This window comes from Vibrio halioticoli NBRC 102217, from assembly GCF_000496695.1.
In the GTDB taxonomy this organism is placed as follows: domain Bacteria; phylum Pseudomonadota; class Gammaproteobacteria; order Enterobacterales; family Vibrionaceae; genus Vibrio; species Vibrio halioticoli.
Window position 1 is genome coordinate 1 of sequence record NZ_BAUJ01000069.1, and the last position, 25,422, is coordinate 25,422.

At 43.0% G+C, this 25,422-nt stretch carries 25 protein-coding genes; 13 read left to right on the top strand and 12 right to left on the bottom strand.

The annotated features are described in order from the left end of the window. Positions 1 to 13: 13 nt before the first annotated feature. Positions 14 to 1,276, bottom strand: a complete 1,263-nt coding sequence (locus VHA01S_RS16155; RefSeq protein WP_023405415.1) for an HlyC/CorC family transporter — start codon at positions 1,274 to 1,276, stop codon at positions 14 to 16. Between the two features lie 80 nt (positions 1,277 to 1,356). Next, entirely contained in the window at positions 1,357 to 2,151 is a 795-nt protein-coding gene (locus tag VHA01S_RS16160) for a cytochrome C assembly family protein (RefSeq protein ID WP_023405416.1), read from the bottom strand. A gap of 150 nt (positions 2,152 to 2,301) precedes the next feature. Here VHA01S_RS16160 and ffh point away from each other — a divergent pair, with 150 nt between their 5' ends. The 5 genes from ffh to rplS all read left to right on the top strand — a co-directional run bounded on the left by ffh (position 2,302) and on the right by rplS (position 5,926). Beyond that, positions 2,302 to 3,693 carry a signal recognition particle protein gene (gene ffh / locus VHA01S_RS16165; RefSeq protein WP_023405417.1) on the top strand — a complete coding sequence of 464 codons (1,392 nt, stop codon included), beginning with the start codon at positions 2,302 to 2,304 and terminating at the stop codon, positions 3,691 to 3,693. A 245-nt stretch (positions 3,694 to 3,938) separates the two neighbouring features. Beyond that, complete coding sequence (rpsP, locus tag VHA01S_RS16170) at positions 3,939 to 4,187, top strand: 30S ribosomal protein S16 (protein WP_017027436.1); 249 nt, start codon at positions 3,939 to 3,941, stop codon at positions 4,185 to 4,187. 33 nt (positions 4,188 to 4,220) lie between these two features. Continuing rightward, the gene (gene rimM / locus VHA01S_RS16175) at positions 4,221 to 4,751 is read left to right on the top strand and encodes a ribosome maturation factor RimM (protein WP_023405418.1); all 531 of its coding nucleotides are present in this window, start codon (positions 4,221 to 4,223) and stop codon (positions 4,749 to 4,751) included. Positions 4,752 to 4,772: 21 nt separating this feature from the next. Then, the gene (gene trmD / locus VHA01S_RS16180) at positions 4,773 to 5,531 is read left to right on the top strand and encodes a tRNA (guanosine(37)-N1)-methyltransferase TrmD (RefSeq protein ID WP_021712250.1); all 759 of its coding nucleotides are present in this window, start codon (positions 4,773 to 4,775) and stop codon (positions 5,529 to 5,531) included. A gap of 41 nt (positions 5,532 to 5,572) precedes the next feature. Then, a complete protein-coding gene (gene rplS, locus VHA01S_RS16185) occupies positions 5,573 to 5,926 on the top strand; it encodes a 50S ribosomal protein L19 (RefSeq protein WP_021712249.1) in 354 nt (117 codons plus the stop codon). A 98-nt stretch (positions 5,927 to 6,024) separates the two neighbouring features. Here the strand turns inward: rplS and yacG are convergent, their stop codons facing one another. The 8 genes from yacG to nadC all read right to left on the bottom strand — a co-directional run bounded on the left by yacG (position 6,025) and on the right by nadC (position 12,944). Next, positions 6,025 to 6,219 carry a DNA gyrase inhibitor YacG gene (yacG, locus tag VHA01S_RS16190; RefSeq protein WP_023405419.1) on the bottom strand — a complete coding sequence of 65 codons (195 nt, stop codon included), beginning with the start codon at positions 6,217 to 6,219 and terminating at the stop codon, positions 6,025 to 6,027. An 85-nt stretch (positions 6,220 to 6,304) separates the two neighbouring features. Next, positions 6,305 to 7,045 (bottom strand): cell division protein ZapD, encoded by a 741-nt coding sequence (zapD, locus tag VHA01S_RS16195; protein ID WP_023405420.1) that lies wholly within the window; start codon positions 7,043 to 7,045, stop codon positions 6,305 to 6,307. A gap of 42 nt (positions 7,046 to 7,087) precedes the next feature. After that, on the bottom strand, positions 7,088 to 7,687 hold the full coding sequence (gene coaE, locus VHA01S_RS16200) for a dephospho-CoA kinase (RefSeq protein WP_023405421.1): 600 nt from the start codon (positions 7,685 to 7,687) through the stop codon (positions 7,088 to 7,090). 25 nt (positions 7,688 to 7,712) lie between these two features. Next, positions 7,713 to 8,591, bottom strand: a complete 879-nt coding sequence (locus VHA01S_RS16205) for a prepilin peptidase (RefSeq protein WP_023405422.1) — start codon at positions 8,589 to 8,591, stop codon at positions 7,713 to 7,715. 79 nt (positions 8,592 to 8,670) lie between these two features. Next, the gene (locus VHA01S_RS16210; RefSeq protein ID WP_023405423.1) at positions 8,671 to 9,879 is read right to left on the bottom strand and encodes a type II secretion system F family protein; all 1,209 of its coding nucleotides are present in this window, start codon (positions 9,877 to 9,879) and stop codon (positions 8,671 to 8,673) included. Further along, positions 9,872 to 11,416: a GspE/PulE family protein gene (locus VHA01S_RS16215; RefSeq protein WP_023405424.1), complete on the bottom strand. Its 1,545-nt coding sequence runs from the start codon at positions 11,414 to 11,416 to the stop codon at positions 9,872 to 9,874. Before VHA01S_RS16215 ends, VHA01S_RS16210 begins: the two co-directional genes overlap by 8 nt. Further along, positions 11,413 to 11,817 carry a pilin gene (locus tag VHA01S_RS16220; RefSeq protein ID WP_023405425.1) on the bottom strand — a complete coding sequence of 135 codons (405 nt, stop codon included), beginning with the start codon at positions 11,815 to 11,817 and terminating at the stop codon, positions 11,413 to 11,415. Before VHA01S_RS16220 ends, VHA01S_RS16215 begins: the two co-directional genes overlap by 4 nt. Positions 11,818 to 12,056: 239 nt before the next feature. Then, positions 12,057 to 12,944: a carboxylating nicotinate-nucleotide diphosphorylase gene (gene nadC, locus VHA01S_RS16225; protein WP_023405426.1), complete on the bottom strand. Its 888-nt coding sequence runs from the start codon at positions 12,942 to 12,944 to the stop codon at positions 12,057 to 12,059. A 97-nt stretch (positions 12,945 to 13,041) separates the two neighbouring features. Here nadC and ampD point away from each other — a divergent pair, with 97 nt between their 5' ends. From ampD to hpt, 6 genes are all read left to right on the top strand, one after another. Next, a complete protein-coding gene (ampD, locus tag VHA01S_RS16230; protein WP_023405427.1) occupies positions 13,042 to 13,584 on the top strand; it encodes a 1,6-anhydro-N-acetylmuramyl-L-alanine amidase AmpD in 543 nt (180 codons plus the stop codon). A gap of 238 nt (positions 13,585 to 13,822) precedes the next feature. Continuing rightward, positions 13,823 to 14,593, top strand: coding sequence for a pyruvate dehydrogenase complex transcriptional repressor PdhR (gene pdhR / locus VHA01S_RS16235; protein WP_023405428.1), 771 nt, complete (start codon positions 13,823 to 13,825; stop codon positions 14,591 to 14,593). A gap of 64 nt (positions 14,594 to 14,657) precedes the next feature. After that, the gene (gene aceE / locus VHA01S_RS16240; protein WP_023405429.1) at positions 14,658 to 17,321 is read left to right on the top strand and encodes a pyruvate dehydrogenase (acetyl-transferring), homodimeric type; all 2,664 of its coding nucleotides are present in this window, start codon (positions 14,658 to 14,660) and stop codon (positions 17,319 to 17,321) included. A gap of 28 nt (positions 17,322 to 17,349) precedes the next feature. Beyond that, positions 17,350 to 19,233 (top strand): pyruvate dehydrogenase complex dihydrolipoyllysine-residue acetyltransferase, encoded by a 1,884-nt coding sequence (aceF, locus tag VHA01S_RS16245; RefSeq protein WP_023405430.1) that lies wholly within the window; start codon positions 17,350 to 17,352, stop codon positions 19,231 to 19,233. 247 nt (positions 19,234 to 19,480) lie between these two features. Beyond that, positions 19,481 to 20,905, top strand: a complete 1,425-nt coding sequence (gene lpdA / locus VHA01S_RS16250) for a dihydrolipoyl dehydrogenase (RefSeq protein WP_023405431.1) — start codon at positions 19,481 to 19,483, stop codon at positions 20,903 to 20,905. Between the two features lie 200 nt (positions 20,906 to 21,105). Next, entirely contained in the window at positions 21,106 to 21,633 is a 528-nt protein-coding gene (hpt, locus tag VHA01S_RS16255; protein WP_023405432.1) for a hypoxanthine phosphoribosyltransferase, read from the top strand. A 103-nt stretch (positions 21,634 to 21,736) separates the two neighbouring features. Here the strand turns inward: hpt and can are convergent, their stop codons facing one another. Next, positions 21,737 to 22,387, bottom strand: a complete 651-nt coding sequence (gene can / locus VHA01S_RS16260; protein WP_023405433.1) for a carbonate dehydratase — start codon at positions 22,385 to 22,387, stop codon at positions 21,737 to 21,739. A 95-nt stretch (positions 22,388 to 22,482) separates the two neighbouring features. Here can and VHA01S_RS16265 point away from each other — a divergent pair, with 95 nt between their 5' ends. Beyond that, the gene (locus VHA01S_RS16265) at positions 22,483 to 23,406 is read left to right on the top strand and encodes an ABC transporter ATP-binding protein (RefSeq protein ID WP_023405434.1); all 924 of its coding nucleotides are present in this window, start codon (positions 22,483 to 22,485) and stop codon (positions 23,404 to 23,406) included. Beyond that, a complete protein-coding gene (locus tag VHA01S_RS16270) occupies positions 23,406 to 24,176 on the top strand; it encodes an ABC transporter permease (protein ID WP_023405435.1) in 771 nt (256 codons plus the stop codon). The genes VHA01S_RS16265 and VHA01S_RS16270 overlap by 1 nt, the downstream gene beginning before the upstream one ends. Before the next feature lie 108 nt (positions 24,177 to 24,284). Here VHA01S_RS16270 and VHA01S_RS16275 read toward each other — a convergent pair whose 3' ends face one another. Next, complete coding sequence (locus VHA01S_RS16275) at positions 24,285 to 24,935, bottom strand: hypothetical protein (RefSeq protein WP_023405436.1); 651 nt, start codon at positions 24,933 to 24,935, stop codon at positions 24,285 to 24,287. Positions 24,936 to 25,422 lie beyond the last annotated feature (487 nt).

A 25,422-nucleotide genomic window follows, 5' to 3' on the forward strand; every position in this document is an offset into this window, starting at 1 on the left:
AGTGTGATTGGTATTACTGTATCGGATGCACTTTAACCATCTTGATTTTGTTTTCCGAAAAGTCGATGACTTCCATATTGTGCTCGGCAATCATGATACTGATGTTGGTTTCAGGAAGATCTTGCAGATGCTCTAAAATCAAACCATTTAGCGTTCGTGGACCATCGGTAGGTAAGCTCCACTGCAGTCCTTTGTTGATGTCCCTGATGTTGGCACTGCCCTCAATGAGATAGCAACCATCCGCTTGTGGGGTGATCTCTTCGGCTAAGCTCGGCGCCATAGAAGTGGTAAACTCACCTACAATCTCTTCCAGAATATCTTCGAGTGTCACTAGGCCGATAATGTCGCCATATTCATCCACCACTAAACCGATGCGTTCATTGTTACGTTGAAATTTTATCAACTGCACATTCAGTGGTGTGCCTTCTGGAATAAAGTAAATTTCGTCGGCAGACTTTAGTAGTGTCTGTTTATTAAATTCATTCTTCTCTAGCATTAAACGATAGGCTTCACGTAAGCGAACCATGCCTACCACTTCATCAATTTGGTCACGATACAGTACCACTCGCGCATGTGGTGAGTGAGTTAACTGACGAACAATGGATTTCCAATCGTCATTAACATCGATACCAGTGATTTCGTTACGTGGCACCATGATGCCGTCTACGGTCACGTGCTCTAAATCTAAAATAGACACCAACATATCTTGGTGGCGACTTGGGATAAGGCTTCCAGCTTCGTTGACCACAGTTCTTAACTCTTCTGAGCTAAGATGATCGGCTTTGTTATTTAAGCTCTTGATGCCAAGTAAACGCAGAAAGCCATTGGTAATAAAGTTCACCAGAATAACCAGTGGTGCAAGCACCTTCATCAGCACTCTTAACAGTAGGCTACTGGCATAAGAGACACGCTCAGGATAGATAGCGGCAAGAGTTTTAGGGGTCACTTCAGCAAAGACCAGCACCACTAAGGTCAAAATACCCGTTGCAATGGCTACACCTAGATCGCCGTATAAGCGCATACCTATGATGGTAGCGATGGCTGACGCCAAAATGTTGACGAGGTTGTTTCCGATAAGGATAAGACCAATAAGGCGATCTGGACGGTCAAGCAGCTTCTCAACGCGCTTTGCCCCTTTATGCCCTTGATTAGAGAGATGCTTTAATCGATAACGATTAAGAGACATCATTCCTGTTTCTGAGCCTGAGAAATAGCCGGAGATAACGATAAGACATGCAAGGAGAGTGAATAATAACTCCGTTGATATGTTGTCCAAGTGCAAAGAATCCTTTTGTTATGGTCTTTTCAATTAATGAATGAGTTATGAGCCAGTGTCAATAAAACTAAGATTGCAGGTTAGGTCAATATGATTTCGCGCACGAAACGACTGCCAAAGTAGGCCAGTGTTAGGATAAAAGCACCAATAATTGAGAACCAAGAAACCTTTTTACCGCGCCAACCTAGTTTATAATGCCCCCAAAGCAGAGTATTAAAGACTAACCAAGCGATAAAAGAGAGCAGGGCTTTGTGCGTTTTGCCACTACTGAAGAAGTCGTCGACAAACATAGGGCCGCTGATCAAAGTGAGGGTAAGTAGGCTATTACCAATCAGAATGATATTGAAAAGCTGACGTTCCACCTTCATTAATGGAGGTAGGTTAGGATTTAATGCCTGACAGGTTTTTTGCTTTAATTTGTAATCTAGCCACGCCAACTGCATAGCATACAGTGCGGCAATCATCAGTGTTGCGTAGGCAAATAGCGCTAGAATAATATGAACAACTAAGCCCGGAGAGTGTTCAAAATGAGTGATGAACGCACCTGGGATAAACTCAGCAGCAATAAGACTTAAACATGAAAAGCCAAACGCAATAGGCAGTAAGAACCACAAACGGATCTTAAACATTGCCAAGGTTAAGGCACATGAAATAATAAAGCTGACTAGCGAAGCAACATTGAGAATACTCATATTTTGCCCTGATGAGGCAAAGATGGTCTCGATAAGAGTTGAAAAGTGTAGGATCAAAGCAATAGAGGTTATGCTTAAAACAACTTTTTTATTTATCTCAGACTGGCGTAACAGCCCGGGAAGGATAAGAAAGGTTGCCGCTAAGTATAAAAGCACGGCTAAAATAACAACTACAAAGTTCATATATTGTCGATACTAGTATTTAGAGTTAAAAGAAAATTATACACCTAATACCACATTACTGGCTATGTACTTCTTTTGCATGGTTTTGTAAATAGTGCCTCTGGGTTATACTTTACCTAATGAATCGCAATTTCACGCGAAGAGAGCAAGATGTTTGATAACTTAAGTGAACGATTATCCAAGACGCTGAAGAACATCAGCGGTAAAGGTCGTCTGACCGAAGACAATATAAAAGAGACGCTACGTGAAGTGCGCATGGCACTTCTTGAAGCGGATGTGGCCCTTCCTGTTGTACGTGAATTTATTAAACGCGTGAAAGAGGGAGCTGTGGGTGTTGAGGTTTCTAAATCTCTTACTCCGGGTCAAGAATTCATTAAAATTGTTCAGGCTGAATTAGAAGCGGTGATGGGGGAGTCCAACGAAGGGCTTAACCTAGCTGCGCAACCGCCAGCGGTAGTATTGATGGCAGGTCTACAAGGTGCGGGTAAAACCACCAGTGTAGGTAAACTGTCTAAACTTCTATCTGAACGTGATAAGAAAAAAGTACTGGTTGTTTCTGTCGATGTTTACCGTCCTGCGGCGATCAAACAGTTAGAAACATTAGCCGCTGATGTGGGTGTGGATTTCTTCCCATCTAGCGCTGATCAAAAGCCTATCGATATTGCTAATGCGGCAATTGACCACGCGAAGAAGAAATTCTACGACGTACTTTTGGTCGATACCGCCGGTCGTTTAGCGGTCGATGAAGAAATGATGGCTGAGATCCAGCAGCTGCATACCGCAATCAACCCTGTTGAAACCTTGTTTGTGGTGGATGCCATGACAGGTCAAGATGCGGCGAACACCGCTAAAGCCTTTGGCGATGCTCTACCACTAACCGGTGTGATTCTAACCAAAGTTGATGGTGATGCACGTGGTGGTGCGGCGCTTTCTGTTAAACAGATTACCGGTAAGCCAATCAAATTCTTGGGTGTGGGTGAAAAAACCGACGCACTAGAAGCTTTCCACCCAGATCGTATTGCTTCACGTATCTTAGGTATGGGCGACGTACTGTCTCTTATCGAAGATCTACAGCGCAATGTCGATACTGAAAAAGCCCAAAAAATGGCGAAGAAGTTCAAGGAGAAGAAAGGGTTCGACCTTGAAGACTTCCGTGAACAGCTTGGCCAAATGCAAAACATGGGCGGTATGGCGAGCATGATGGGTAAATTGCCTGGCATGAGTAACCTACCTGACAATGTGAAAGACAAAGTCGACGATAAAATGTTTAAGCAGATGGAAGCGATCATCAGCTCAATGACCATGAAAGAGCGTCTGCGCCCAGAGCTTATTAAAGGCTCTCGTAAAAAACGTATCGCGGCAGGTTCTGGTACTCAAGTACAAGACGTTAACCGCTTGCTTAAGCAATTCACCCAGATGCAGAAGATGATGAAAAAAATGCAGAAAGGTGGCATGCGCGGCATGATGCGCAACATGCAAGGCATGATGGGCGGCATGGGTGGCGGCGGTATGGGCGGAATGGGTGGACCATTCGGCCGATAAGCTACGCACTATTTGCTTAAAGTCTTGTAAGGCTCCAATTTATTGGGGCCTTAGCTTTTTCTAGCCTCTATTTTTAAACTGTTAACTGGCTCACATTCAATTAGTTGGCTAAAAAATAGCTAAACCCCTTGCAAAGACTGGGAATAAGAGTAAAATTCCCGAGCTTAATTTTGGCACGAGACCCCACACAACTCTGAGGAGTAGTTTGGGGTTAATTTTATTATTGAGAAAGCAAAGAGGACGACATGGTTACCATTCGTTTGGCACGTCACGGCGCTAAAAAGCGTCCATTTTATCAAATCGTAGTAGCAGACAGCCGTCGCGCAGCTACTGGTCGTTTCATCGAGAAAGTAGGTTTCTTCAACCCTACTGCTCAAGGTCAAGAAGAAGGTCTACGTTTAGACCTAGACCGTGTGAACCATTGGGTTTCACAAGGCGCTACAGTTTCTGACCGCGTAGCTAAGCTAGTTAAAGACGCTCAAAAAGCGGCTTAATCAGCAAATATCTTGATGTAAGGAAAAGAATGAATGAGTGAACAAAACGAGAAAATTGTTGTAGGAAAGCTCGGCGCTACTTATGGCATTCGTGGTTGGCTTAAAGTTCATTCCTTTACAGACGATGCTGAAAACATCTTCAGTTATAGCCCTTGGTTCTTGAACCAAAAGGGGACATGGGTAGAGCACAAAGTAGAAAGCTGGAAGCGTCATAACAAAGGTTATGTGTGTAAGCTGGAAGGTCTTGATGTACGTGAAGACGCGCATCTGTTGACTAACTTTGAAATCTCGGTAGCCCCATCTTCATTACCGGAACTGTCAGAAGAAGAATTCTACTGGCGTGAATTGTTTGGAATGAAGGTTGTAACCACAAAAGGTTACGACCTAGGCGAAGTCTCAGACATGCTTGAGACGGGTTCAAATGATGTTTTAGTAGTGAAAGCTAATTTGAAAGATGCTTTTGGCCAAAAGGAACGATTAATTCCGTTCCTTGAAGAGCAAGTGATCATAAAAGTTGATCGCGAAGCTCAACGGATCGAAGTTGACTGGGATCCTGCCTTTTAAATCAAAATTAGAGAGTGAACTATGTGGGTTGGCATAATAAGCCTGTTTCCAGAGATGTTCCGCTCTGTCACTGATTTTGGTGTAACAGGTCAAGCGGTAAAAAAAGGTCTTTTGTCAGTAGAAACGTGGAACCCCCGCGATTTTACTCATGACAAACATCGCACTGTTGATGATAGACCTTACGGGGGCGGCCCTGGCATGTTGATGATGGTACAGCCTTTGCGCGATGCTATTAACACAGCCAAACAAGCAGCACCCGGTAAGACGAAGGTTATCTATCTTAGCCCTCAAGGTCGCAAGCTCGACCAACAAGGCGTAGAAGAGCTGGCAACAAGTGAGAACTTGCTTCTTATTTGTGGTCGCTATGAAGGGGTAGATGAGCGCATCATTCAATCCGAAGTTGACGAAGAATGGTCAATTGGTGATTTTGTGATGACAGGTGGTGAACTGCCAGCCATGACCTTAATCGACTCAGTATCTCGGTTTATTCCGGGTGTACTAGGCGATTTTGCGTCAGCAGAGGAAGATTCCTTTGCTAATGGGTTACTGGATTGTCCCCACTATACGCGTCCTGAAGTGTTAGACGGAGAAGAAGTACCAGCGGTACTAAAATCCGGAAATCATAAGGACATTCGTCGCTGGCGATTAAAACAATCGTTAGGCCGTACTTGGCTAAGAAGGCCAGAGATGCTGGAAAACCTAGCTCTGACTGACGAACAGGAAAATTTACTAGCCGAGTTCGTGATTGAGCGTAAGCGCACGAGCAAAGACAGCAAGTAACCTATTAAATATAGATTCAGTTTATTCTAGGGTATAGAAACATGAGTAATATCATCAACGCTCTTGAGCAAGAGCAAATGAAACAAGACCTACCTACATTCGCACCTGGTGACACTGTAGTAGTTCAAGTTAAAGTTAAAGAAGGCGACCGTGAGCGTCTACAGGCATTCGAAGGCGTTGTAATCGCTATTCGTAACCGTGGTCTACACTCTGCATTCACAGTTCGTAAAATCTCGAACGGTGAAGGTGTTGAGCGTACATTCCAAACTCACTCTCCAATGGTTGATAGCATTGAAGTTAAACGCCGTGGTGCAGTACGTCGTGCCAAGTTGTACTACCTACGTGAGCGTTCTGGTAAGTCAGCTCGTATTAAAGAGAAACTTGCTAAGAAGTAATGCACAACCTGCATTTCTCATAAAGTTAAACGGGAGCCAATTGGCTCCCGTTTTTTTATCTGTCGTTTTTTATCTATTTACTTGTATCAGTTATCAGCTTAGTACTGATCTTCTGACCAACCGTCACTGTCTGACATATCAGGTGCGCCGGCAATGGCGTTCTCTTCATCGGCCCAAGTTCCAAAGTCGATCATTTGACACTTCTTGCTACAGAAAGGGCGGTAAGGGCTATGTTCTCCCCACTCAACATCCGCTTTGCATGTTGGGCAAGATACGATGGTAATTTTAGTCATGTTTCATTCTCTTGATTGATACCTACAGATCATTTTAGCTAAAGCAGAACAGAGCAAAGATGTTCCATGCTCATATCCACTAGAATCAGCTACAAATAGCCAATTCAAACTCAATATCTTGGGTACTGGCTTGGCCAGTATCAAAGTGAATGAACTTTATCGCAAAACGGTTCTTATGTCCCGAAACCATAGGGTATACACCGTATTCATGGTTAAAATGCACTCTGAGTATATTCGCTTCATGGGCATCGCTTTGATAAAAGCCACTGCGCGCTATTTGCGACTTAAATTGTGCCGAACTTCTAGTGAGGTTCAACCATTGTTGCAAAGCATGGTTGAGTGGCGCCAAAGAGGTCAGCCATTGCTGTGCATCAGCCATACGTTTTTCTAATGGTTGGTGGAGCCAGTAGTGCAATGCAGGTAAATCAAAGCAACAGGCGCCACCGGGTAGGTTGAAGCGCTGTCGAATAGAAGACAAGAAGCTGTCTTCTTTTAGCTCGGTGCCAAATCGTTGTGCTTGCATCACTTCGGTGTGCACTAACGCAATTTCACCGAGTAAGCCTTGTAGGCGTTGTTGATCAACACCGGGTACATTTAGCCAGTTACTATAGGTTAATTTGAGTTTATCTAGATCTTTTAGAATTTCTGGTTTGAGCTGAATCTGTTCAAATATATCTAAAAGATCAAACAATGAACGAAACAGAACTTGATAATGTTGTGTATCTGAAAAAGTGGCACAGTGTTGCATCTGACGTAGAAGGCTTTCAATACGCAGGTAAGTTCTGGTTTTCTCATTCAGAGGATGTTCATATTTTTGAATGGTCATATATTGCATCCTGCTTTAGACATAATAGCTATTGTCACGAAATCATTTGCATAACGCCAGATATTTACGATGTAACTGGGCAATTTTTTCAGTTAGCAATTCGCTACAGCCATCATTGCAAATAATATCGTCCGCAATAGCCAATCTTTGCTCTCTGCTCGCTTGTGCTTTTAAAATCGCCTGTACTTGTTCTTTCGACACACCATCCCTGGCTAAGGTGCGCTGTATTTGTGTTTCTGGTGACACATCAACGACTAATACTTTATCAGCCATGCTCTGCAAATTGTTTTCTGCCATCAGTGGAATCACTAATAAACAGTAAGCAGATGTTGATTGTTGCAGTTGTAGCTGCATTTTTTGGCGTATCATTGGATGCAGCAGTTGGTCGATCCACGCTTTATTTTTAGGATCGGCAAAAACCAATTCTCGCAGTTTCACTCGATTAAGGGTGCCATCACTATGGATGATGTCACCACCAAATTGAGTAATTATAGCTTGTAAGCCGTCACTGCCAGGCTCAACCACTTCTCGTGCCACAAGGTCAGCATCTACGATATCGATGTGGTAATTGTCATGAAAATGATTGGCGACGGTTGTTTTTCCGCTTCCGATGCCACCTGTGATACCTATGACTAATCCCATAGCTCAATCCTTCTAGTAATCATTATTAATAAGCTGGGATGTAGCGGCTTAGATACCAAGCCACAATATCGTTACCCACAATCAAATAGACCCAACCGGCAATTGCCAGATATGGACCAAAAGGAAAGGCTTTTTCGATGCCTTGTTTTTTGAGGCGTAGCTGAATAATGCCAAAAATCAGTCCAACTAGAGACGACAACAAAATGATCAAAGGTAGCGATTGCCAACCTAACCAAGCTCCTAGCGCAGCTAACAGTTTAAAGTCGCCATAACCCATACCTTCCTTGCCTGTGAGCAGTTTAAACAGCCAGTAGACACTCCATAGAGACAGGTAGCCTGCCATTGCGCCAATAATGGCATCAGGTAGTGAGATAGGGCTGATACCGAGTACAGACAGCGCAATACCGGCCCACATTAAAGGTAAGGTCAGGCTGTCAGGCAACAGCATAGTATCAAGGTCAATAAAGGTGGCGCAGATCAATACCCAAGTAAACCCAAGTAATGCGACCGCGTACAGACCCGGAGAAAAATACAGAGAAATGGTTAAGCATAATGCGCCAGATAACAGTTCAATCAGAGGGTAACGCGCACTGATTTTAGTGCTACAAGCACGGCAACGACCTTTAAGGCACAGCCAACCCAATACTGGAATATTGTCTTTAGCTTTTATTGGGGTGTTGCATTTAGGGCAATGTGAGCCGGGTAGGCTGATATTAAACACCCCTTCAGGGACTTTTAATTTAAGCTCAGGATAGGCTTCGGCAAACTCTTTCTGCCACTCTCTTTCCATCATGATAGGAAGTCGATGGATCACCACATTGAGAAAGCTACCAATAATCAAACCAAGAATGGTCACCATTATCGGAAACAGCATCGGGAAGTACGTAAAATAATAATCGAGCATTGTCGGCTCACAATAAAAAATTCTATTGGTATGTTATCGCAACTTAGGGCAGTTGTTTATCCTTATCATAGAGATAAAGCTAACCAACCGCGCTCATAAGGCTAAAAATAGGCAAATACATAGATAACACCAATCCGCCCACTAAGCTGCCAAGAAAAACAATCATTAATGGCTCGATCAGCTGACCTATCTTGTTGGTTGATTCATTCAGCTGCTCTTCAAATAGTCTAGCCAGTTTTTCGGTCATAAATGCCAGTCTGCCTGTTAACTCGCCAATATTCAGCATTTTTAACATTAAGGGAGGCACAAGAGATACCGAGGACAGAGCCAAGCTAAAACTGCTTCCTGCACGGATTTGATGATGGATACCACTGAGTTTGTGTTTAAGGAAAGGGTTGTGTATTGCGCCTATGGCATTGTCTAAACAGGATAAAAGGGGCAGTCCGGCTTGGATGCCGTTACACAATAACAGATTAAAACGAGCCAATTCGCCAACTAAAATACACGGCCCAAGTATGGGCAGCTTTAAAAGCAATTGAGCGCATTGACGGCGCACTGTTGGGATTTTGCGTATTAGGATGTGCACACTCATACTAACCACCGCAGTGGCAATAAGGATTGTGCCAATATGCGCTTGAAACCACTGCGAAGCATCTAAGGTAAATTGTGTCAAAGCTGGAAGCTCAGCACCAAAGCTTCGAAATAGACTGGAGAATTGTGGAACCACGAAGATCATCATAATGATCATCACAATGCAGGCGACAATCAGCACCGATAGGGGATAAATCAGCGCTGATTTGATCTGTTTTATAAGCTGGTGGTTTTTCTCTCTATGCTCGGCGCAGTAATTCAGTGCTTGCGCGAGATCGCCATTACTCTCTCCAATACGAACAAATTGTAAATACAGGGCATCAAAATAACTAAAACCTTGCATGGCGGTAGATAACGAATGTCCTTGCTGAACTTGAAAAGACAGCTCTTCGAGTAATGCGCTTAATCCTTGTCGAGAATTAGATTGGCTGAGCTCTTGCATTGCCAAGCTGATAGGAAGTCCAGCATCTAACATGATTGCCAGTTGTTGTGTGAAGGTGGTGATCTGGCGATCATTGACGCTGTGTTTGATACTGGTAAAGAAGGGCATAGGTTTGGCGATACTTTTGTGTAGGCGAATTCCTTTATGATCCATTTCTCTTTGCAATTGTTCGGCAGAATACGCCAATTGACTGCCAGTGGTTTTTTGCCCGCATGAGTTCACTCCTAGCCAGTAATAAAGGCGCAGCTTACTCATGCCCTAATACTCTTTGTAGCTCTTGTGTTGTAGTGAGGCCTTGCTTGAGCAGTTGCGTTGCGCAGGCTTTGAGATCTTGCTGTGAAACCAAGTGCGCTGTTATTTGCTGCGCATCGAAGTTTGGCTGGGTGACTTGTTGCAACAGGTCACGATTGATTGGCAGCAGTTCAAAAATACCGACTCGGCCCTTGTATCCCTGATTACATTGGAAACAGCCGCTGTTTTTAGCAAGCTTGGCACAATACGGACAACTTTTACGCAGTAACCTTTGGGCAATCACTAGCTTTAGGCTGTTTTGTAAGTCGGTGGGATGAATGCCTAATTGATAAAGACGGTCTAACGCGCTAAAGGCAGAGTTGGTATGCAGTGTCGAGAGCACTAAATGCCCGGTTTGCGCTGCTTGTATCGCCATTTCAGCTGTTTCTTGATCGCGAATTTCACCAAGCATAATCACATCGGGATCTTGCCGAAGCAGTGAGCGTAAACATTTAGCAAAGGTGAGGGCGATATTGGCGTTAACTTGTATCTGGTTAAAGCCCGCCAAGTGGATCTCCACCGGATCTTCAACCGTACAAATATTGATGTTGTCATTGGCAATGCTATTGAGACAAGAGTAGAGAGTGATCGTTTTGCCACTGCCGGTGGGGCCGGTGACTAATATCAATCCTTGCGGTTGATGCAATTCTTGCTCAAGTAAAGCGTGCTGTGCTTGGTTCATTCCTAACTGATTTAATGTTGGCAGTGCTTGAGTATTGTTGGCTAACCTCATCACCAGTTTCTCGCCCCATAATGTCGGCAGTGTGGCGACGCGCAGTTCGATAGATTGTTCCTTAGAAAGGGAATAATGCATTCGCCCGTCTTGCGGTAAACGTTGCTCTGCAATATCTAGCTCAGCATTGATCTTTATCTGGCTTATGAGCGCTTTTACTTCACGATTGGATAGCGTCATGACGCTAATCAGTAGCCCATCACAACGCATCCGTATCCGAGCTTGCTCTTTATCCGGTTCGATATGAATATCGGAAGCATTGCGCTGTAAGCTGATTTGCATGACCTCAAATAGCAAGCTTGCGTGTTCGTTTGAGTTATGATGATCTTTTAGCTCACTATGTACTTTTTGCTGTAGAAATTGGAACTGTTCAAGGTCGGTCAGTATCAGTTGTGTCGGCAGGTTATGATGAAATTGCAATTCTAATGCGACTGTTTTTAGGCAAGGATCGTAGCTGAGTAAGTGTAAACCGTGTTTGCTTAATGCAATGGGAATGAGCGGCTGAGTCAGGGTGATAGGCTCTAGTTTAAGCTCAATGATAATCGCCATCACTTTTGTGAGTTCAAATTGCTGTGTAGGTTGAGGCTCGTAATGTAACTGATGCTGATTAGCCAAAAAAATGCCAATGTCGGCCTGTGAATGACCGCTAACCTGAGAGACTCTATACAGTAATTGTTCAGTAGTCAGGGCTTCTCGCTCCAACAATACCTCAGTTTGTTCTGCCGTTAGTAAAGTTGGAGAGAGTATGTGGATTAAAGGATGACTCACTGGCAACCTTTTGGCGCATCAACACCACTCGCACCACTGACGGTACAACTCCAACCGTTGCTTTCATCTCGACTAAACGAAACTGACGCACCATCTAATGAACTTTTATCACTATCAAAAGTGAATTGTAAGGCATTGGTTGCAATGCTGATTTCGCCTAAACTTCCCGCAGCACTGGAAACGGCGCTGATTTCATCAAGGGAAGAGGGGAATGCCCCGTTGTCTAAATAGTACAGTTCGGTTTTGGTGAGCAAACCTCTTAAGGTTGCAGTGGCAGAGGCGAGCTCTGATTTCTTCACATAATCCTGATGCATAGGAACGCCAATCGCGGAGAGTACGCCAATGATGGCGACCACTATCATCAGTTCAATTAAGGTAAATCCTTTTTGTTTGTTGTTCATGTTCACTTCTGTGCCTCGACAAATAATTGCTGGTGGCTGTAAAACTAGAAGCTATTAATAGGAATAAAAGAGCGTACAGCAGGGCTTGGCAACCGTCTCGCAATTCTATGTTGAGGGCATGCAAAGCTGCGCATGAAAAAATGAGAGCTAGGTAGGAGTAGGGCAGTCGTGAGTTAATACTGGGCAATAAAAAGGCCAGCTACGCTGACCTTATCGGGAATAATTTCTTTTGAAATTATTTATTTGAAACGCATAGATAGGTCCATACACTTCAGGTGCTTAGTCAGCGCACCGACCGAGATGTAATCGACGCCTGTTTCCGCAATTGAGCGAATAGTCTCTAGGGTCACGTTACCTGAGTTTTCTAGTACCGCTTGACCTTGGTTGATTGCTACCGCTTCTCTCATCATATCTAACGTAAAGTTATCTAACATAATAATGTCTGCGCCAGCTTTAATAGCGGCCTGCATCTCAGCAATGCTTTCGGTTTCCACTTCTACAGGTTTACCCGGTGATAGTTTTTTCGCCGTTGAGATAGCTTGTTCAATGCCACCACAAGCAATGATGTGGTTTTCTTTAATCAAGTAAGCGTCAAACACACCGATGCGATGGTTAAAACCGCCACCACAAGCGACGGCATATTTAAGAGCACTGCGCAGGCATGGGATAGTTTTACGAGTATCGAGCAATTTACATCCAGTGCCTTCAATCTTGCTGACGTATTCCGCAACTACCGTCGCACAGCCAGATAAGGTTTGGATGAAGTTCATCGCATTACGCTCACCAGTAAGCAGGGTGCGGGCTGGACCACTTAAGGTACATAGCGTTTGGTTTGGCTGAACGGTGTCGCCATCTTCTACGTGCCAGTCAATCGAGACTTGTCCGCCAAGTTGCTTAAAGACTTCATCAGCCCACATTTTTCCACAAAAGACGCCATGCTCACGAGTAATGATGGTGGCGACACCTTGCGTATCAGCCGCAATAAGGTTTGCTGTGATATCTACAGATGCATCTGAAGTACCGCCAAGATCTTCTCTTAGAGTTTCTTCTACTGCGCGAGTCACTTCATGAGGTAATTGTTGCTTTAGGTACGCTAAACGAGCACCGCTGTCGTGGGTATTTTTCATATCCAAAACTTTCACTATGTTGTTTAAAACCAATTTGTGCTGAATGATACTCTGGCTTGAATTATAATTCAGCAACAATTGATCTAGGATAATAAAAATGTCCACTTCATCATGGTATTCGAACGCGAAAATTGTGCCTTCTCCCTATTGCGACGATAGGCCAAACCTTCGAGACATTTCACTACTTGTCATACATAATATTTCCCTGCCTCCCGGGGAGTTCTCGCAAAACAATATCGAAGCTTTTTTTCAAGGGAAGTTAAGTGCTGATGCGCATCCTTTTTTTGAAAGAATCAGTCAGATGCGAGTTTCTGCACATTGCCTTATCAAAAGAGACGGAGAAATAATCCAGTTTGTCCCATTTGAAAAAAGGGCGTGGCATGCGGGCGTTTCCTCTTTTGCAGGCAGAGAACGTTGCAATGATTTTTCTATTGGTATTGAACTTGAAGGGACAGATTTTGTTGCCTATACCGATGCGCAATACCAAGCGTTAGCGGAAGTAACAAGGTATTTACTCCAGCAGTATCCAAAATTAACGCCGTTGCGTATCACTGGGCATCAATATATTGCACCATTGCGCAAAACCGACCCCGGATTGTCATTTCATTGGTCAAAATTTAATAAGTTGATTGCAAAATAATATATGTTTGATAAATTTGTCATACAAATAGAGTTTGTGGCGTTAAGCTCGAACACGACAACTTAGGTAACAAAATATTTACATTATGGGCTTTAAATAGCGATTTTATGTTATCGCTATCGCCATTCTATGATTTAAATCAATTTTCCCTAGACAGAAAATAAATTGCTATGTTAAGTTTCGCTTCAAGTTAAAATTGGTAATACCAATTTACAACGTGCAGGACGCAGAGAATTAAATGCCAAAAGTTTCCTTTCGAAGTATTCGCCAACCTAAGCTATCTGATGTGATAGAAAAAGAGTTGGAAACATTAATTTTGGACGGAATTTTATCTCCTGGGAAAAAACTACCTTCGGAGAGAGAGCTGGCGAAACAGTTTGATGTTTCAAGACCTTCAGTAAGAGAGGCAATTCAACGGCTAGAAGCTAAGGGATTGCTTACTCGACGCCAAGGTGGCGGAACTTTCGTCAGTGAAAGCTTGTCTTCTAATTTAGCTGATCCGTTACTTAATCTGTTGGCGAGTCATTCTGATACGCAAAGAGATTTATTAGAAACGCGTCATGCTTTAGAAGGTATCTCAGCATATTTTGCGGCATTACGAGGAACGGCTGAAGATTTTCAGCGTATTACTGAATGTCAAAAATCGCTGAGTATTCCAGTAAATAGCGATGATATAGAAAGTGAAACTAAAGCAATCATGGAGTTTTTGATTGCTATTTCAGAGGCTTCACACAATGTAGTGCTTTTGCATATTGTTCGTAGTCTTGCACCACTATTACAAGAGAACGTGTCACAAAACCTGATGCTTTTGCACGGTCGTGATGACGCCATACAAAAGCTAAATGAATACCGAGAAGAGATAGTAGACGCTATCACTTCTAGACAACCACAACGAGCTCGCGAGCTGTGTGAAGTTCATTTGGCCTTTATCGATGAAATATTGTCGGATTTGACCGAAGAGCAAGAAAGACGAGCTCTGTCATTACGTCGGATTCAACAGAACAAATAGTAAGCTTTTGCTTAGGGTATGTGACCCTAGTAGTTGACCTAACTTAATAAAAGGATAGTTCGCAATGTCTGATAAGAAGCATGACGTTGATGCTCTGGAAACTCAAGATTGGCTAGAAGCGCTTGAGTCAGTAGTACGTGAAGAAGGTGTAGAGCGTGCACAATTCTTACTAGAACAAGTTCTAGATAAGGCGCGTTTAGATGGTGTTGATATGCCAACCGGCATCAATACTAACTACATTAATACAATTCCAGCAGCGCAAGAGCCAGCTTACCCTGGTGACATTACGCTAGAGCGTCGTATTCGCTCAATCATTCGCTGGAACGCAATTATGATTGTATTGCGTGCTTCTAAGAAAGACTTAGACCTTGGTGGCCACATGGCGTCTTACCAGTCTGCAGCTGCTTTCTACGAAGTGTGTTTCAACCATTTCTTCCGTGCTCCAAATGAGACGGACGGTGGCGACTTAGTTTATTATCAAGGTCATATTTCTCCAGGAATCTACTCTCGCGCATTCGTTGAGGGTCGTCTAACTGAAGAGCAACTAGATAACTTCCGCCAAGAAGTTGATGGTAAAGGTATCCCTTCATACCCACACCCTAAGTTGATGCCTGAATTCTGGCAGTTCCCAACAGTATCTATGGGCCTAGGTCCAATCTCAGCTATCTACCAAGCTCGCTTCCTTAAGTACCTAGAAGGCCGTGGCTTGAAAGAAACTTCAGCACAGCGTGTATACGCCTTCCTAGGTGATGGTGAGATGGATGAGCCAGAATCACGCGGCGCAATCTCTTTTGCTGCTCGTGAAAAACTGGACAACCTATGTTTCCTAATTAACTGTAACCTACAGCGTCTAGATGGCCCTGTAATGGGTAACGGTAGCATCATCCAAGAACTTGAAGGTCTATTTAAAGGCGCAGGTTGGAACGTTGTTAAAGTTATCTGGGGTAGCAACTGGGATTCACTACTTGCTAAAGACACCACTGGTAAGCTTCTTCAACTAATGAACGAAACTGTCGACGGTGACTACCAAACATTCAAATCTAAAGATGGCGCATACGTACGTGAGCACTTCTTTGGTAAATACCCTGAAACAGCCGCACTTGTTGCTGATATGACTGATGACGAAATCTTCGCTCTTAAGCGTGGTGGTCATGATTCATCTAAACTGTTTGCTGCATTTAACAATGCAAAAGAAACAGGCGGCAAGCCAACGGTAATCCTAGCTAAAACTGTTAAAGGTTACGGCATGGGTGATGCAGCTGAAGGTAAAAACATTGCGCACGGCGTGAAGAAAATGGACATGACTCATGTTCTACATCTACGTGATCGTTTAGGCCTACAAGACATTCTTTCTGATGAAAAAGTAAGTGAACTACCTTACTTGAAACTAGAAGAAGGTACGCCTGAGTACGAATACATGCACGCTCGTCGTAACGCTCTGCACGGTTACACGCCGCAACGTCTGCCTAAATTCACTGAAGAATTTAAAGTTCCTGAGCTAGAAGAGTTTGCTCCACTACTTGGCGCGCAGAAACGTGAAATCTCGACTACAATGGCTTATGTTCGTACTTTGAATATTTTGTTGAAAAACAAAAATATCGGTAAGAACATCGTACCTATCATCTGTGACGAAGCTCGTACATTTGGTATGGAAGGTCTATTCCGTCAGATCGGTATCTACAACCCGCATGGTCAGGAATACACTCCTGAAGATAAGGGCATTGTTTCTTACTACAAAGAAGCAACTTCTGGTCAAGTTCTACAAGAAGGTATCAACGAATTAGGTTCAATGGCGTCTTGGGTTGCTGCTGCGACTTCATACAGCACCAACAACCTGCCAATGATTCCGTTCTACATCTACTACTCAATGTTTGGTTTCCAACGTATTGGTGACATGGCATGGTTAGCAGGTGACCAACAAGCTCGTGGCTTCCTACTAGGTGCTACAGCTGGCCGTACAACATTGAACGGTGAAGGTCTACAGCACGAAGATGGTCATTCGCACATCCAAGCGAACACTATCCCTAACTGTGTGACTTACGACCCAACGTTTGCTTACGAGCTGGCGGTAATCATGCAAGACGGTATCCGTCGCATGTACGGTCCTGAGCAAGAAAGTATTTACTACTACCTAACAGTAATGAACGAAAACTACGCAATGCCAGCAATGCCAGAAGGCGCTGAAGAAGGCATTCGTAAAGGCATTTACAAGCTTCAATCTCACGAAGGTAGCAAAGGTAAAGTTCAGCTATTGAGCTCTGGTACTATCATGAATGAAGTACGCAAAGCGGCTGAAATCCTAAGCGAAGAGTACGGCGTAGCATCTGACGTATTCTCTGTAACTTCTTTCAACGAACTGACTCGTGATGGTCAAAATGTTGAGCGTTACAACATGCTTCACCCTGAAGCTGAAGATCAAGTACCTTACATCACTACTGTTCTGGGTAATGAGCCAGCAATCGCGGCAACAGATTACATGAAGAACTACGCTGAGCAAGTACGTGCTTACGTTCCTGCTGAGTCATATAAAGTACTGGGTACTGACGGCTTTGGTCGTTCAGATAGCCGTGACAATCTACGTCGTCACTTTGAAGTTAACGCGGGCTACGTTGTGGTTGCTGCGCTAACTGAATTGGCTAAACGTGGTGATGTTGAGAAATCTGTAGTTGCAGAGGCAATTGCTAAATTCAACATCGATACAGAAAAAACTAACCCGCAATTTGCATAAGACTTCCATTGAGTAAGGGAAATAAACAATGACAATCGAAATTAATGTACCTGACATTGGTGCTGATGAGGTTGAAGTAACTGAGATTCTAGTTAACGTTGGTGACAAGGTTGAGGAAGAACAGTCACTAATCACTGTTGAGGGCGACAAGGCTTCAATGGAAGTTCCTGCGTCTCAGGCGGGTATTGTTAAAGAAATCAAAGTATCTGAAGGTGATTCAGTTTCTACAGGTTCTTTAATTATGATTTTTGAAGAAGAGTCTGGTGCTGCTGCAGCACCAGTTGCTCCAGCAGTTGAAGCGGCTCCAGTAGCTGCTCCTGCGGGCGCTTCTGAACTAAAAGAAGTTCACGTTCCAGATATCGGTGGCGACGAAGTAGAAGTTACTGAAATCATGGTTGCGGTTGGCGATACAGTAGAAGAAGAGCAATCACTTCTTACTGTTGAAGGCGACAAAGCTTCTATGGAAGTACCGGCTCCATTTGCAGGTACAGTTAAAGAAATCAAAGTAGCATCTGGCGACGCTGTTTCTACTGGTTCTCTTATCATGGTATTTGAAACTGGCGCTAGCGCTCCAGCAGCTCCTGTTGCTGCTGCACCTGCGGCCGCGCCGGTTGCGACTGCTTCTGCAGTACAAGACGTTAATGTACCTGATATCGGCGGTGACGAAGTTGAAGTGACTGAAATCATGGTTGCGGTTGGCGATACAGTAGAAGAAGAGCAATCTCTAATTACTGTTGAAGGTGACAAGGCTTCTATGGAAGTACCTGCACCATTTGCTGGCACAGTTAAAGAAATCAAAGTTGCTGAAGGCGATTCAGTTTCTACTGGTTCTTTAATCATGGTATTTGAAACAGCAGGCGGCGCAGTAGTTGCAGCTCCTGTTGCTCAAGCAGCGGCACCAGCAGCAGCTCCTGCTCTAGCGCCAGCGGCGGCACCTAAAGCGGCAGCCGCTCCACAAGCTAACGATTTCCAAGAAAATCATGAGTACACTCATGCTTCTCCAGTGGTTCGTCGTCTTGCTCGTGAGTTTGGTGTTAACCTTTCTAAAGTTAAAGGTACTGGCCGTAAGAACCGCATCCTAAAAGAAGACGTACAGTCTTTCGTTAAAGATGCGCTTAAACGTCTTGAGTCTGGTGCAGCAGCATCTGGCAAAGGCGACGGCAGTGCACTTGGCCTACTACCTTGGCCGAAAGTGGACTTTAGCAAATTTGGTGACACAGAAGTTAAGAAGCTTTCTAAGATTAAGAAAATTTCTGGCGCTAACCTGCACCGTAACTGGGTAATGATCCCGCACGTTACACAGTGGGATAATGCTGATATCACTGAGCTTGAGAAGTTCCGTAAAGAGCAGAACGCATTTGAAGCCAAGAAAGATTCTGGCATCAAGATCACACCTCTAGTGTTTATCTTGAAAGCAGTAGCGAAAGCACTTGAAGAGTTCCCATCGTTTAACTCATCTCTTTCTGAAGACGGCGAAAGCATCATTCTGAAGAAATACGTAAACGTAGGTATTGCGGTAGATACGCCAAATGGCCTAGTGGTTCCTGTCTTTAAAGACGTGAACAAGAAAGGCATTTACGAGCTATCAGCAGAACTTGCAGCGATTTCTAAGAAAGCTCGTGCAGGTAAACTGACTGCAGGTGATATGCAAGGTGGCTGTTTCACTATCTCTAGCCTAGGTGGCATTGGTGGTACAGCATTTACGCCTATCGTAAATGCTCCTGAAGTCGGTATCCTTGGTGTGTCTAAGTCTGAGATTAAGCCAGTATGGAATGGCAGCGAGTTTACTCCTCGTCTAATGCTTCCACTGTCTCTATCTTATGATCACCGTGTGATTGATGGTGCAGAAGGTGCTCGTTTCATTACCTTCTTGAACCAGTGCATGAGCGATATTCGTCGCCTTGTAATGTAATCATAGAGAGCAGCTCACAAGAGCTGCTCTTTCTCACTCACAGTAAAGGGTATCCCCTTATTTTATGTGAGTGATTTTTATCGAAATTTTTTAACAAAATTCGGCGAAATCTAAGATAATAGACGTCGAATTGTTGTATAGCTCACAGCCTAAATGGAATTAGTTTTCTCTTAGTTTACAAATTTGTAAACTGGAGTGACGCAAAATCCAATTAGCCTGTTAGGGATAATGACTACAAGAGGTCAAAATGAGCAAAGAAATTAAAGCCCAAGTTGTAGTACTTGGTTCAGGTCCTGCTGGATACTCTGCTGCTTTCCGTTGTGCAGATTTAGGTCTTGAAACGGTACTGGTTGAACGCTATAGCACCCTAGGTGGTGTTTGTCTAAACGTGGGTTGTATCCCATCGAAAGCACTTCTTCACGTATCTAAAGTAATTGAAGAAGCAAAAGCAATGGCTGAGCACGGTGTTGTATTTGGTGAACCAACTACAGACATCAGCAAAATCCGTATCTGGAAAGAAAAAGTTGTTGATCAGCTAACTGGCGGCCTTAACGGCATGGCTAAAATGCGTAAAGTAACAGTAGTGAATGGTTACGGTAAATTTACTGGCCCTAACACTATTCAAGTTGAAGGCGAAGAGTCGACAACTGTGACTTTTGATAACGCAATCATTGCGGCGGGTTCTCGCCCAATCAAACTGCCATTCATTCCACATGAAGACCCACGTATTTGGGATTCTACGGATGCACTTGAGCTTAAAGAAGTCCCTGAGAAACTGCTTATCATGGGCGGCGGTATCATCGGTCTAGAAATGGGTACGGTTTACCACTCTCTAGGTTCTAAAGTTGAAGTTGTAGAGATGTTTGACCAAGTTATCCCAGCGGCGGATAAAGACATCGTTAAAGTCTTCACTAAGCGCATTAAAAACAAGTTCAAGCTAATGCTTGAAACTAAAGTAACTGCGGTTGAAGCGAAAGAAGACGGTATCTACGTTTCAATGGAAGGCAAAAAAGCACCAGCAGAAGCTGAGCGTTACGATGCGGTTCTTGTGGCTATCGGTCGTGTACCAAACGGCGCACTAATCGATGCTGAAAAAGCGGGTATCGAAGTGGATGAGCGTGGTTTCATCAACGTTGATAAGCAAATGCGTACTAACGTACCGCACATTCACGCTATTGGTGATGTGGTTGGTCAACCTATGCTTGCGCACAAAGGTGTGCATGAAGGTCACGTAGCGGCAGAGGTTATCTCTGGTAAGAAACACTACTTTGACCCTAAAGTGATTCCTTCAATTGCTTACACTGAGCCAGAAGTGGCATGGGTAGGTAAGACTGAGAAAGAAGCAAAAGCTGAAGGCATTAACTACGAAGTTTCTACTTTCCCTTGGGCTGCTTCTGGTCGTGCAATCGCATCAGATTGTGCTGACGGTATGACTAAGATGATCTTTGATAAAGATACTCATCGCGTAATCGGTGGTGCTATTGTCGGTACTAACGGTGGTGAACTTCTTGGTGAAATCGGTCTAGCTATCGAGATGGGTTGTGATGCGGAAGATATCGCATTGACTATCCATGCTCACCCAACACTACACGAATCTGTAGGCTTGGCTGCTGAAGTATTTGAAGGTTCTATTACTGACCTTCCAAACAAAAAAGCAGTTAAAAAGAAGTAATTGATTAACTTCTGAAAATTAAGATTCACTATAAAACCCAGCGCTTTCGCTGGGTTTTGTTTTTCTGTTTGAAAATTTGTTTGTTACAATGCTCGCCTATTTTAAGCTCAACGGATTTTCACAATTAGAAAGGCAAATATTAGCCAAATTTGTAGGCTTATAGCTATAGTTGATGCGAGTCTAGTTAACGAGAGAACTGTATGAAACATACCGTAGAAGTGATGATCTCTGAACAAGAGGTTCAGGAACGAGTGCAACAACTTGGCGCTCAAATTAATGAGCACTATAAAGACAGCAACGAATTAGTTTTAGTAGGGCTTCTACGTGGTTCATTTGTCTTTATGGCGGATTTATCTCGCGCTGTCACTGTGAACCATAGCGTCGATTTTATGACAGCTTCTAGCTATGGCAATAGCATGGAAAGTTCTCGTGACGTACGTATCCTTAAAGATCTCGATGACGATATTAAGGGCAAAGATGTTTTGCTAGTAGAAGACATCATTGATACTGGCAATACGCTAAGTAAAGTGTGCGAAATTTTGTCGATTCGTGAGCCAAACTCTATTCAAATCGCGACGTTATTAGATAAACCTTCTCGACGTGAAGTGCATGTTGATGTGAAGTGGATTGGTTTTGAAATTCCGGACGAATTTGTAGTAGGTGTTGGCATCGATTACGCACAAAAATACCGTAATCTTCCGTACATCGGTAAAGTTATCCCGTTATAAAAACAGAGATTAAAAGCTAGGTTATTGACTTGGTTATCGAATGGGATCGAAACAAATACTCGACATGAATCATGCGAGTATTTGTTCTTTAAAACGCTAGAACTTAATCTTGGCCTAATATTTTTGCCATCGCTTTCGGGAAGTTTTCCTCTAAGCTTTCATGGCTAGAACAGCGCACACCAAGATCTTCCAGTTTGCCATCACTGATACCGTAAACAACGCCATGAATTTCAACTTCCTGTCCTCGCTCCCATGCCGATTGCATGATGGTTGAGTTGGCTAAGTTGTACACTTGCCCAGCCACGTTGATTTCGCATAATTTGTCAGTTCGGACTTCTGGAGGCAGTTTATCTAACATATCGCGATGTTTTAGGTATAGGTCGCGAATATGCAGTAGCCAGTTGTTAATTAAGCCCAGTTTTGGATTTTCAATCGAGGCGTTTACACCGCCACAACCATAGTGACCACAGATAATAATGTGTTTTACTTTGAGAACGTCTACCGCATATTGCACTACAGATAAGCAATTTAAATCTGTGTGTATTACTTGGTTAGCTACGTTGCGGTGAACAAACAGTTCTCCTGAGAATAGACCGGTAAGACGCTCTGCCGGAACTCGGCTGTCAGAACAACCAATCCATAGAAAATCGGGGCTTTGTCCTTGTGCTAGAGTAGAAAAATACTCAGGTTGGTCGTCTTTAAGTGTTTGTGACCATTTAGAATTGTTTTCAAACAAAAGTTTAATTTCTGGCATGTTAAGTCCTTTTTTGTATATTCAGTTACTATACCTAAAATATTGCCAAATCAAATCGGATTTGTGACAAATAACCATTGAGAAATTCAAATCATATGTATGCATTAGAAATAGATAATCTACGTAAAACTTACAAAGGTGGCTTTGAAGCACTAAAGGGAGTCTCTCTTCGTGTGCAGCAAGGTGATTTTTATGCTCTGCTTGGGCCAAATGGCGCAGGTAAGTCTACGACAATTGGTATTATTTCATCACTGGTGAATAAAACATCAGGGGATGTCTCGGTATTTGGTCATAATTTAAGTCAAGATTTAGAGTTAGCCAAGCAGTATTTAGGGTTAGTTCCGCAAGAATTTAATTTCAACATGTTTGAGACTGTAGAGCAGATAGTTATGCAGCAAGCAGGCTACTACGGCGTCTCTAGAAGCGAAGCAAAAGAAAGGGCACAGAAGTACCTAACTCAGCTCGATCTATGGGAGAAGCGCCATGAGAGAGCGCGTAGCCTATCTGGCGGCATGAAGCGCAGATTGATGATTGTGCGTGCGTTAATGCATGAACCAAAGCTACTGATCCTTGATGAACCCACTGCTGGAGTTGATATTGAACTGCGACGTTCCATGTGGGAGTTCTTGCAAAAGATTAATAAAGAAGGGATCACCATTATCCTGACGACTCACTATCTTGAAGAAGCTGAAATGCTGTGTCGCAATATTGGCATTATCAATCGCGGTGAGTTGATTGAAGATACCAGTATGAAAAGCCTATTGAACAAACTGCAGGTAGAAACTTTTATTCTCGATCTAGAGGAAGGGGCGCAACCTGGAATACTAGAAGGTGTAGAGAATCAAAATCTAGTCAATGGTTCGCTTGAAATAGAATTAAAGAAAGAAGAAGGGCTTAACCATGTATTTTCTCAGTTGAGTGATGCGGGTATCAAAGTGCTTTCAATGCGCAATAAGGCTAATCGTTTAGAAGAACTGTTTGTCACTATCGTTCGAGATCAAACTAAGGAACAACAATAATGTACGCGGTATATTGGACAGCATTTAAAAGCTTGCTAAGAAAAGAGATCAATCGATTCACCCGTATTTGGGTGCAAACATTGGTCCCACCGGCAATTACTATGACTCTCTATTTTATCATTTTCGGCAATCTGATCGGTTCTCGAATTGGTCAAATGAACGGCTTTAGCTACATGGAATATATTGTACCAGGCCTTATTATGATGAGCGTGATTACCAACTCTTATTCTAATGTGGCTTCTTCATTCTTTAGCGCCAAATTCCAAAAAAACATTGAAGAGCTATTGGTAGCCCCTGTACCAACCTATGTCATCATCGCAGGTTTTGTTATGGGCGGCGTAGTGCGAGGCTTGTTGGTGGGCAGTATAGTGACGTTAGTCTCCCTGTTTTTTGTTGATCTGAATGTACATCATTGGGGCCTCATCATTGCCACCGTATTTTTGACCTCAGTAGTGTTCTCACTGGGCGGTTTAATCAATGCGGTTTTTGTCGGTACATTTGATGATATTTCAATTATCCCTACCTTTATATTGACGCCTCTTACCTACCTTGGTGGTGTCTTTTACTCAATTAATCTACTCCCTGATTTTTGGCAAGCAGTCTCAAAGATCAACCCAATAGTATACATGGTAAATGCTTTTCGTTATGGCTTCTTAGGGGTATCTGATGTGGGTATTGTAAGCTCATTTACAGTACTGATTATTTTTGTGGCCGTGCTTTTTGCCATTGCTTATCGATTGGTAGATAAAGGCATTGGCTTAAGAAGCTAACTAAGTAGTAAGTGACCGTAATATAAACAAAAAATGGCAGTATTGACTGCCATTTTTAATGCGGTATTTTTATGAAATATCGATGATTTAAGCTCAATCTTACCTTCCTTATGTAATAACAAAACTCTCAAATGTTGCAATGATCTGCATAGTCTCTTTTAGCTCAATCATTCGCAGCCCTTCAGGAATATTCCTTTCTATATAACGTAAAAATTTCTTGTCATATGTGGCGTAAAATTCCATGTATTCTGCAGCTGATTCTGGGGTAGTTTTTGCGATAACAAGTTGCCCTGAAGTGGGGAGCTTTTTATGGTCAAAATAAAGGTATCCAGCATGGTTGATCCTACCTATTGGTTGGCTTTGCCAAATGGCAAAAATGCTTGGTTTATTACCTGTTGGGCACATAAAGCGCGGAATAGTATCGCTTTGTGAAACCTTCAATAACAGATCTTCAATATTTTGCTCAGTAATATCGTTGAGCAAAAGTAACGGCGCACCTGAGCGTCTTTGGTGGTTTATTTCATCGTCATGATTTATTGGACCCTCTCCAGTCAGAAGCCACTCAATACGACATTTTAGATGCTTACTGAGAAGTAATGCACTATCAGCCATGATGGATTTTTCTGGATGTCGCAAAATATTAGTGATTACGACACGACTTACCCCCGACGCTTTTGACAGCGCTAAGTTAGATGGGATGTTTAAATCATGCATTCGTTTTTCAATGTTCTTAGCAAGAACGGATTGTCTAGATTGCATATGTTTTCCTACAAATTTCGAGTGTAGTGTTCAGTACATATCCTCGCGTATTTTATGCCGTTTCAAAATAAAAAATGTGATGTCTAGCATGTTTTCGATGGTTAAGTGCTTGGTGAAATTATCACCCATTTTTGATAATTAGATCTTAACTACTTGATTATTATAAATAAGAACATAATTTCCAAAAATGGAAAGTATGTATACAGTTATTGACAGTGAATAATAAATTTAAAGGCATATATTAATCCTCATGGTGAATCGTTCGATAACAAGTGTGTACCGTTCGTTTTCTTTATTGTTTTTGTCTGTGCTCATGTAGAGCGTAGAAAGGTGTAAGAAGATGAGAAAATTAACTTTAGTGGCAGCAGCCGTATCTGCAATTATTTCAACTGGTGTATTGGCAAGTAATACACCAATAACTAGCGAAGGAGTTGATACAACTGCTCCTACATCAACTCAGGTAATTCCTTTACCCTCTAAAGTGATA

Coding starts and splice junctions, on each gene's coding strand:
- VHA01S_RS16160 (WP_023405416.1), bottom strand. CDS start 2,151: ATGAACTTTGTAGTTGTTATTTTAGCCGTGCTTTTATACTTAGCGGCA.
- ffh (WP_023405417.1), top strand. CDS start 2,302: ATGTTTGATAACTTAAGTGAACGATTATCCAAGACGCTGAAGAACATC.
- rpsP (WP_017027436.1), top strand. CDS start 3,939: ATGGTTACCATTCGTTTGGCACGTCACGGCGCTAAAAAGCGTCCATTT.
- rimM (WP_023405418.1), top strand. CDS start 4,221: ATGAGTGAACAAAACGAGAAAATTGTTGTAGGAAAGCTCGGCGCTACT.
- trmD (WP_021712250.1), top strand. CDS start 4,773: ATGTGGGTTGGCATAATAAGCCTGTTTCCAGAGATGTTCCGCTCTGTC.
- rplS (WP_021712249.1), top strand. CDS start 5,573: ATGAGTAATATCATCAACGCTCTTGAGCAAGAGCAAATGAAACAAGAC.
- yacG (WP_023405419.1), bottom strand. CDS start 6,219: ATGACTAAAATTACCATCGTATCTTGCCCAACATGCAAAGCGGATGTT.
- zapD (WP_023405420.1), bottom strand. CDS start 7,045: ATGACCATTCAAAAATATGAACATCCTCTGAATGAGAAAACCAGAACT.
- coaE (WP_023405421.1), bottom strand. CDS start 7,687: ATGGGATTAGTCATAGGTATCACAGGTGGCATCGGAAGCGGAAAAACA.
- VHA01S_RS16205 (WP_023405422.1), bottom strand. CDS start 8,591: ATGCTCGATTATTATTTTACGTACTTCCCGATGCTGTTTCCGATAATG.
- VHA01S_RS16210 (WP_023405423.1), bottom strand. CDS start 9,879: ATGAGTAAGCTGCGCCTTTATTACTGGCTAGGAGTGAACTCATGCGGG.
- VHA01S_RS16220 (WP_023405425.1), bottom strand. CDS start 11,817: ATGAACAACAAACAAAAAGGATTTACCTTAATTGAACTGATGATAGTG.
- nadC (WP_023405426.1), bottom strand. CDS start 12,944: ATGAAAAATACCCACGACAGCGGTGCTCGTTTAGCGTACCTAAAGCAA.
- ampD (WP_023405427.1), top strand. CDS start 13,042: ATGTCCACTTCATCATGGTATTCGAACGCGAAAATTGTGCCTTCTCCC.
- pdhR (WP_023405428.1), top strand. CDS start 13,823: ATGCCAAAAGTTTCCTTTCGAAGTATTCGCCAACCTAAGCTATCTGAT.
- aceE (WP_023405429.1), top strand. CDS start 14,658: ATGTCTGATAAGAAGCATGACGTTGATGCTCTGGAAACTCAAGATTGG.
- aceF (WP_023405430.1), top strand. CDS start 17,350: ATGACAATCGAAATTAATGTACCTGACATTGGTGCTGATGAGGTTGAA.
- lpdA (WP_023405431.1), top strand. CDS start 19,481: ATGAGCAAAGAAATTAAAGCCCAAGTTGTAGTACTTGGTTCAGGTCCT.
- hpt (WP_023405432.1), top strand. CDS start 21,106: ATGAAACATACCGTAGAAGTGATGATCTCTGAACAAGAGGTTCAGGAA.
- can (WP_023405433.1), bottom strand. CDS start 22,387: ATGCCAGAAATTAAACTTTTGTTTGAAAACAATTCTAAATGGTCACAA.
- VHA01S_RS16265 (WP_023405434.1), top strand. CDS start 22,483: ATGTATGCATTAGAAATAGATAATCTACGTAAAACTTACAAAGGTGGC.
- VHA01S_RS16270 (WP_023405435.1), top strand. CDS start 23,406: ATGTACGCGGTATATTGGACAGCATTTAAAAGCTTGCTAAGAAAAGAG.
- VHA01S_RS16275 (WP_023405436.1), bottom strand. CDS start 24,935: ATGCAATCTAGACAATCCGTTCTTGCTAAGAACATTGAAAAACGAATG.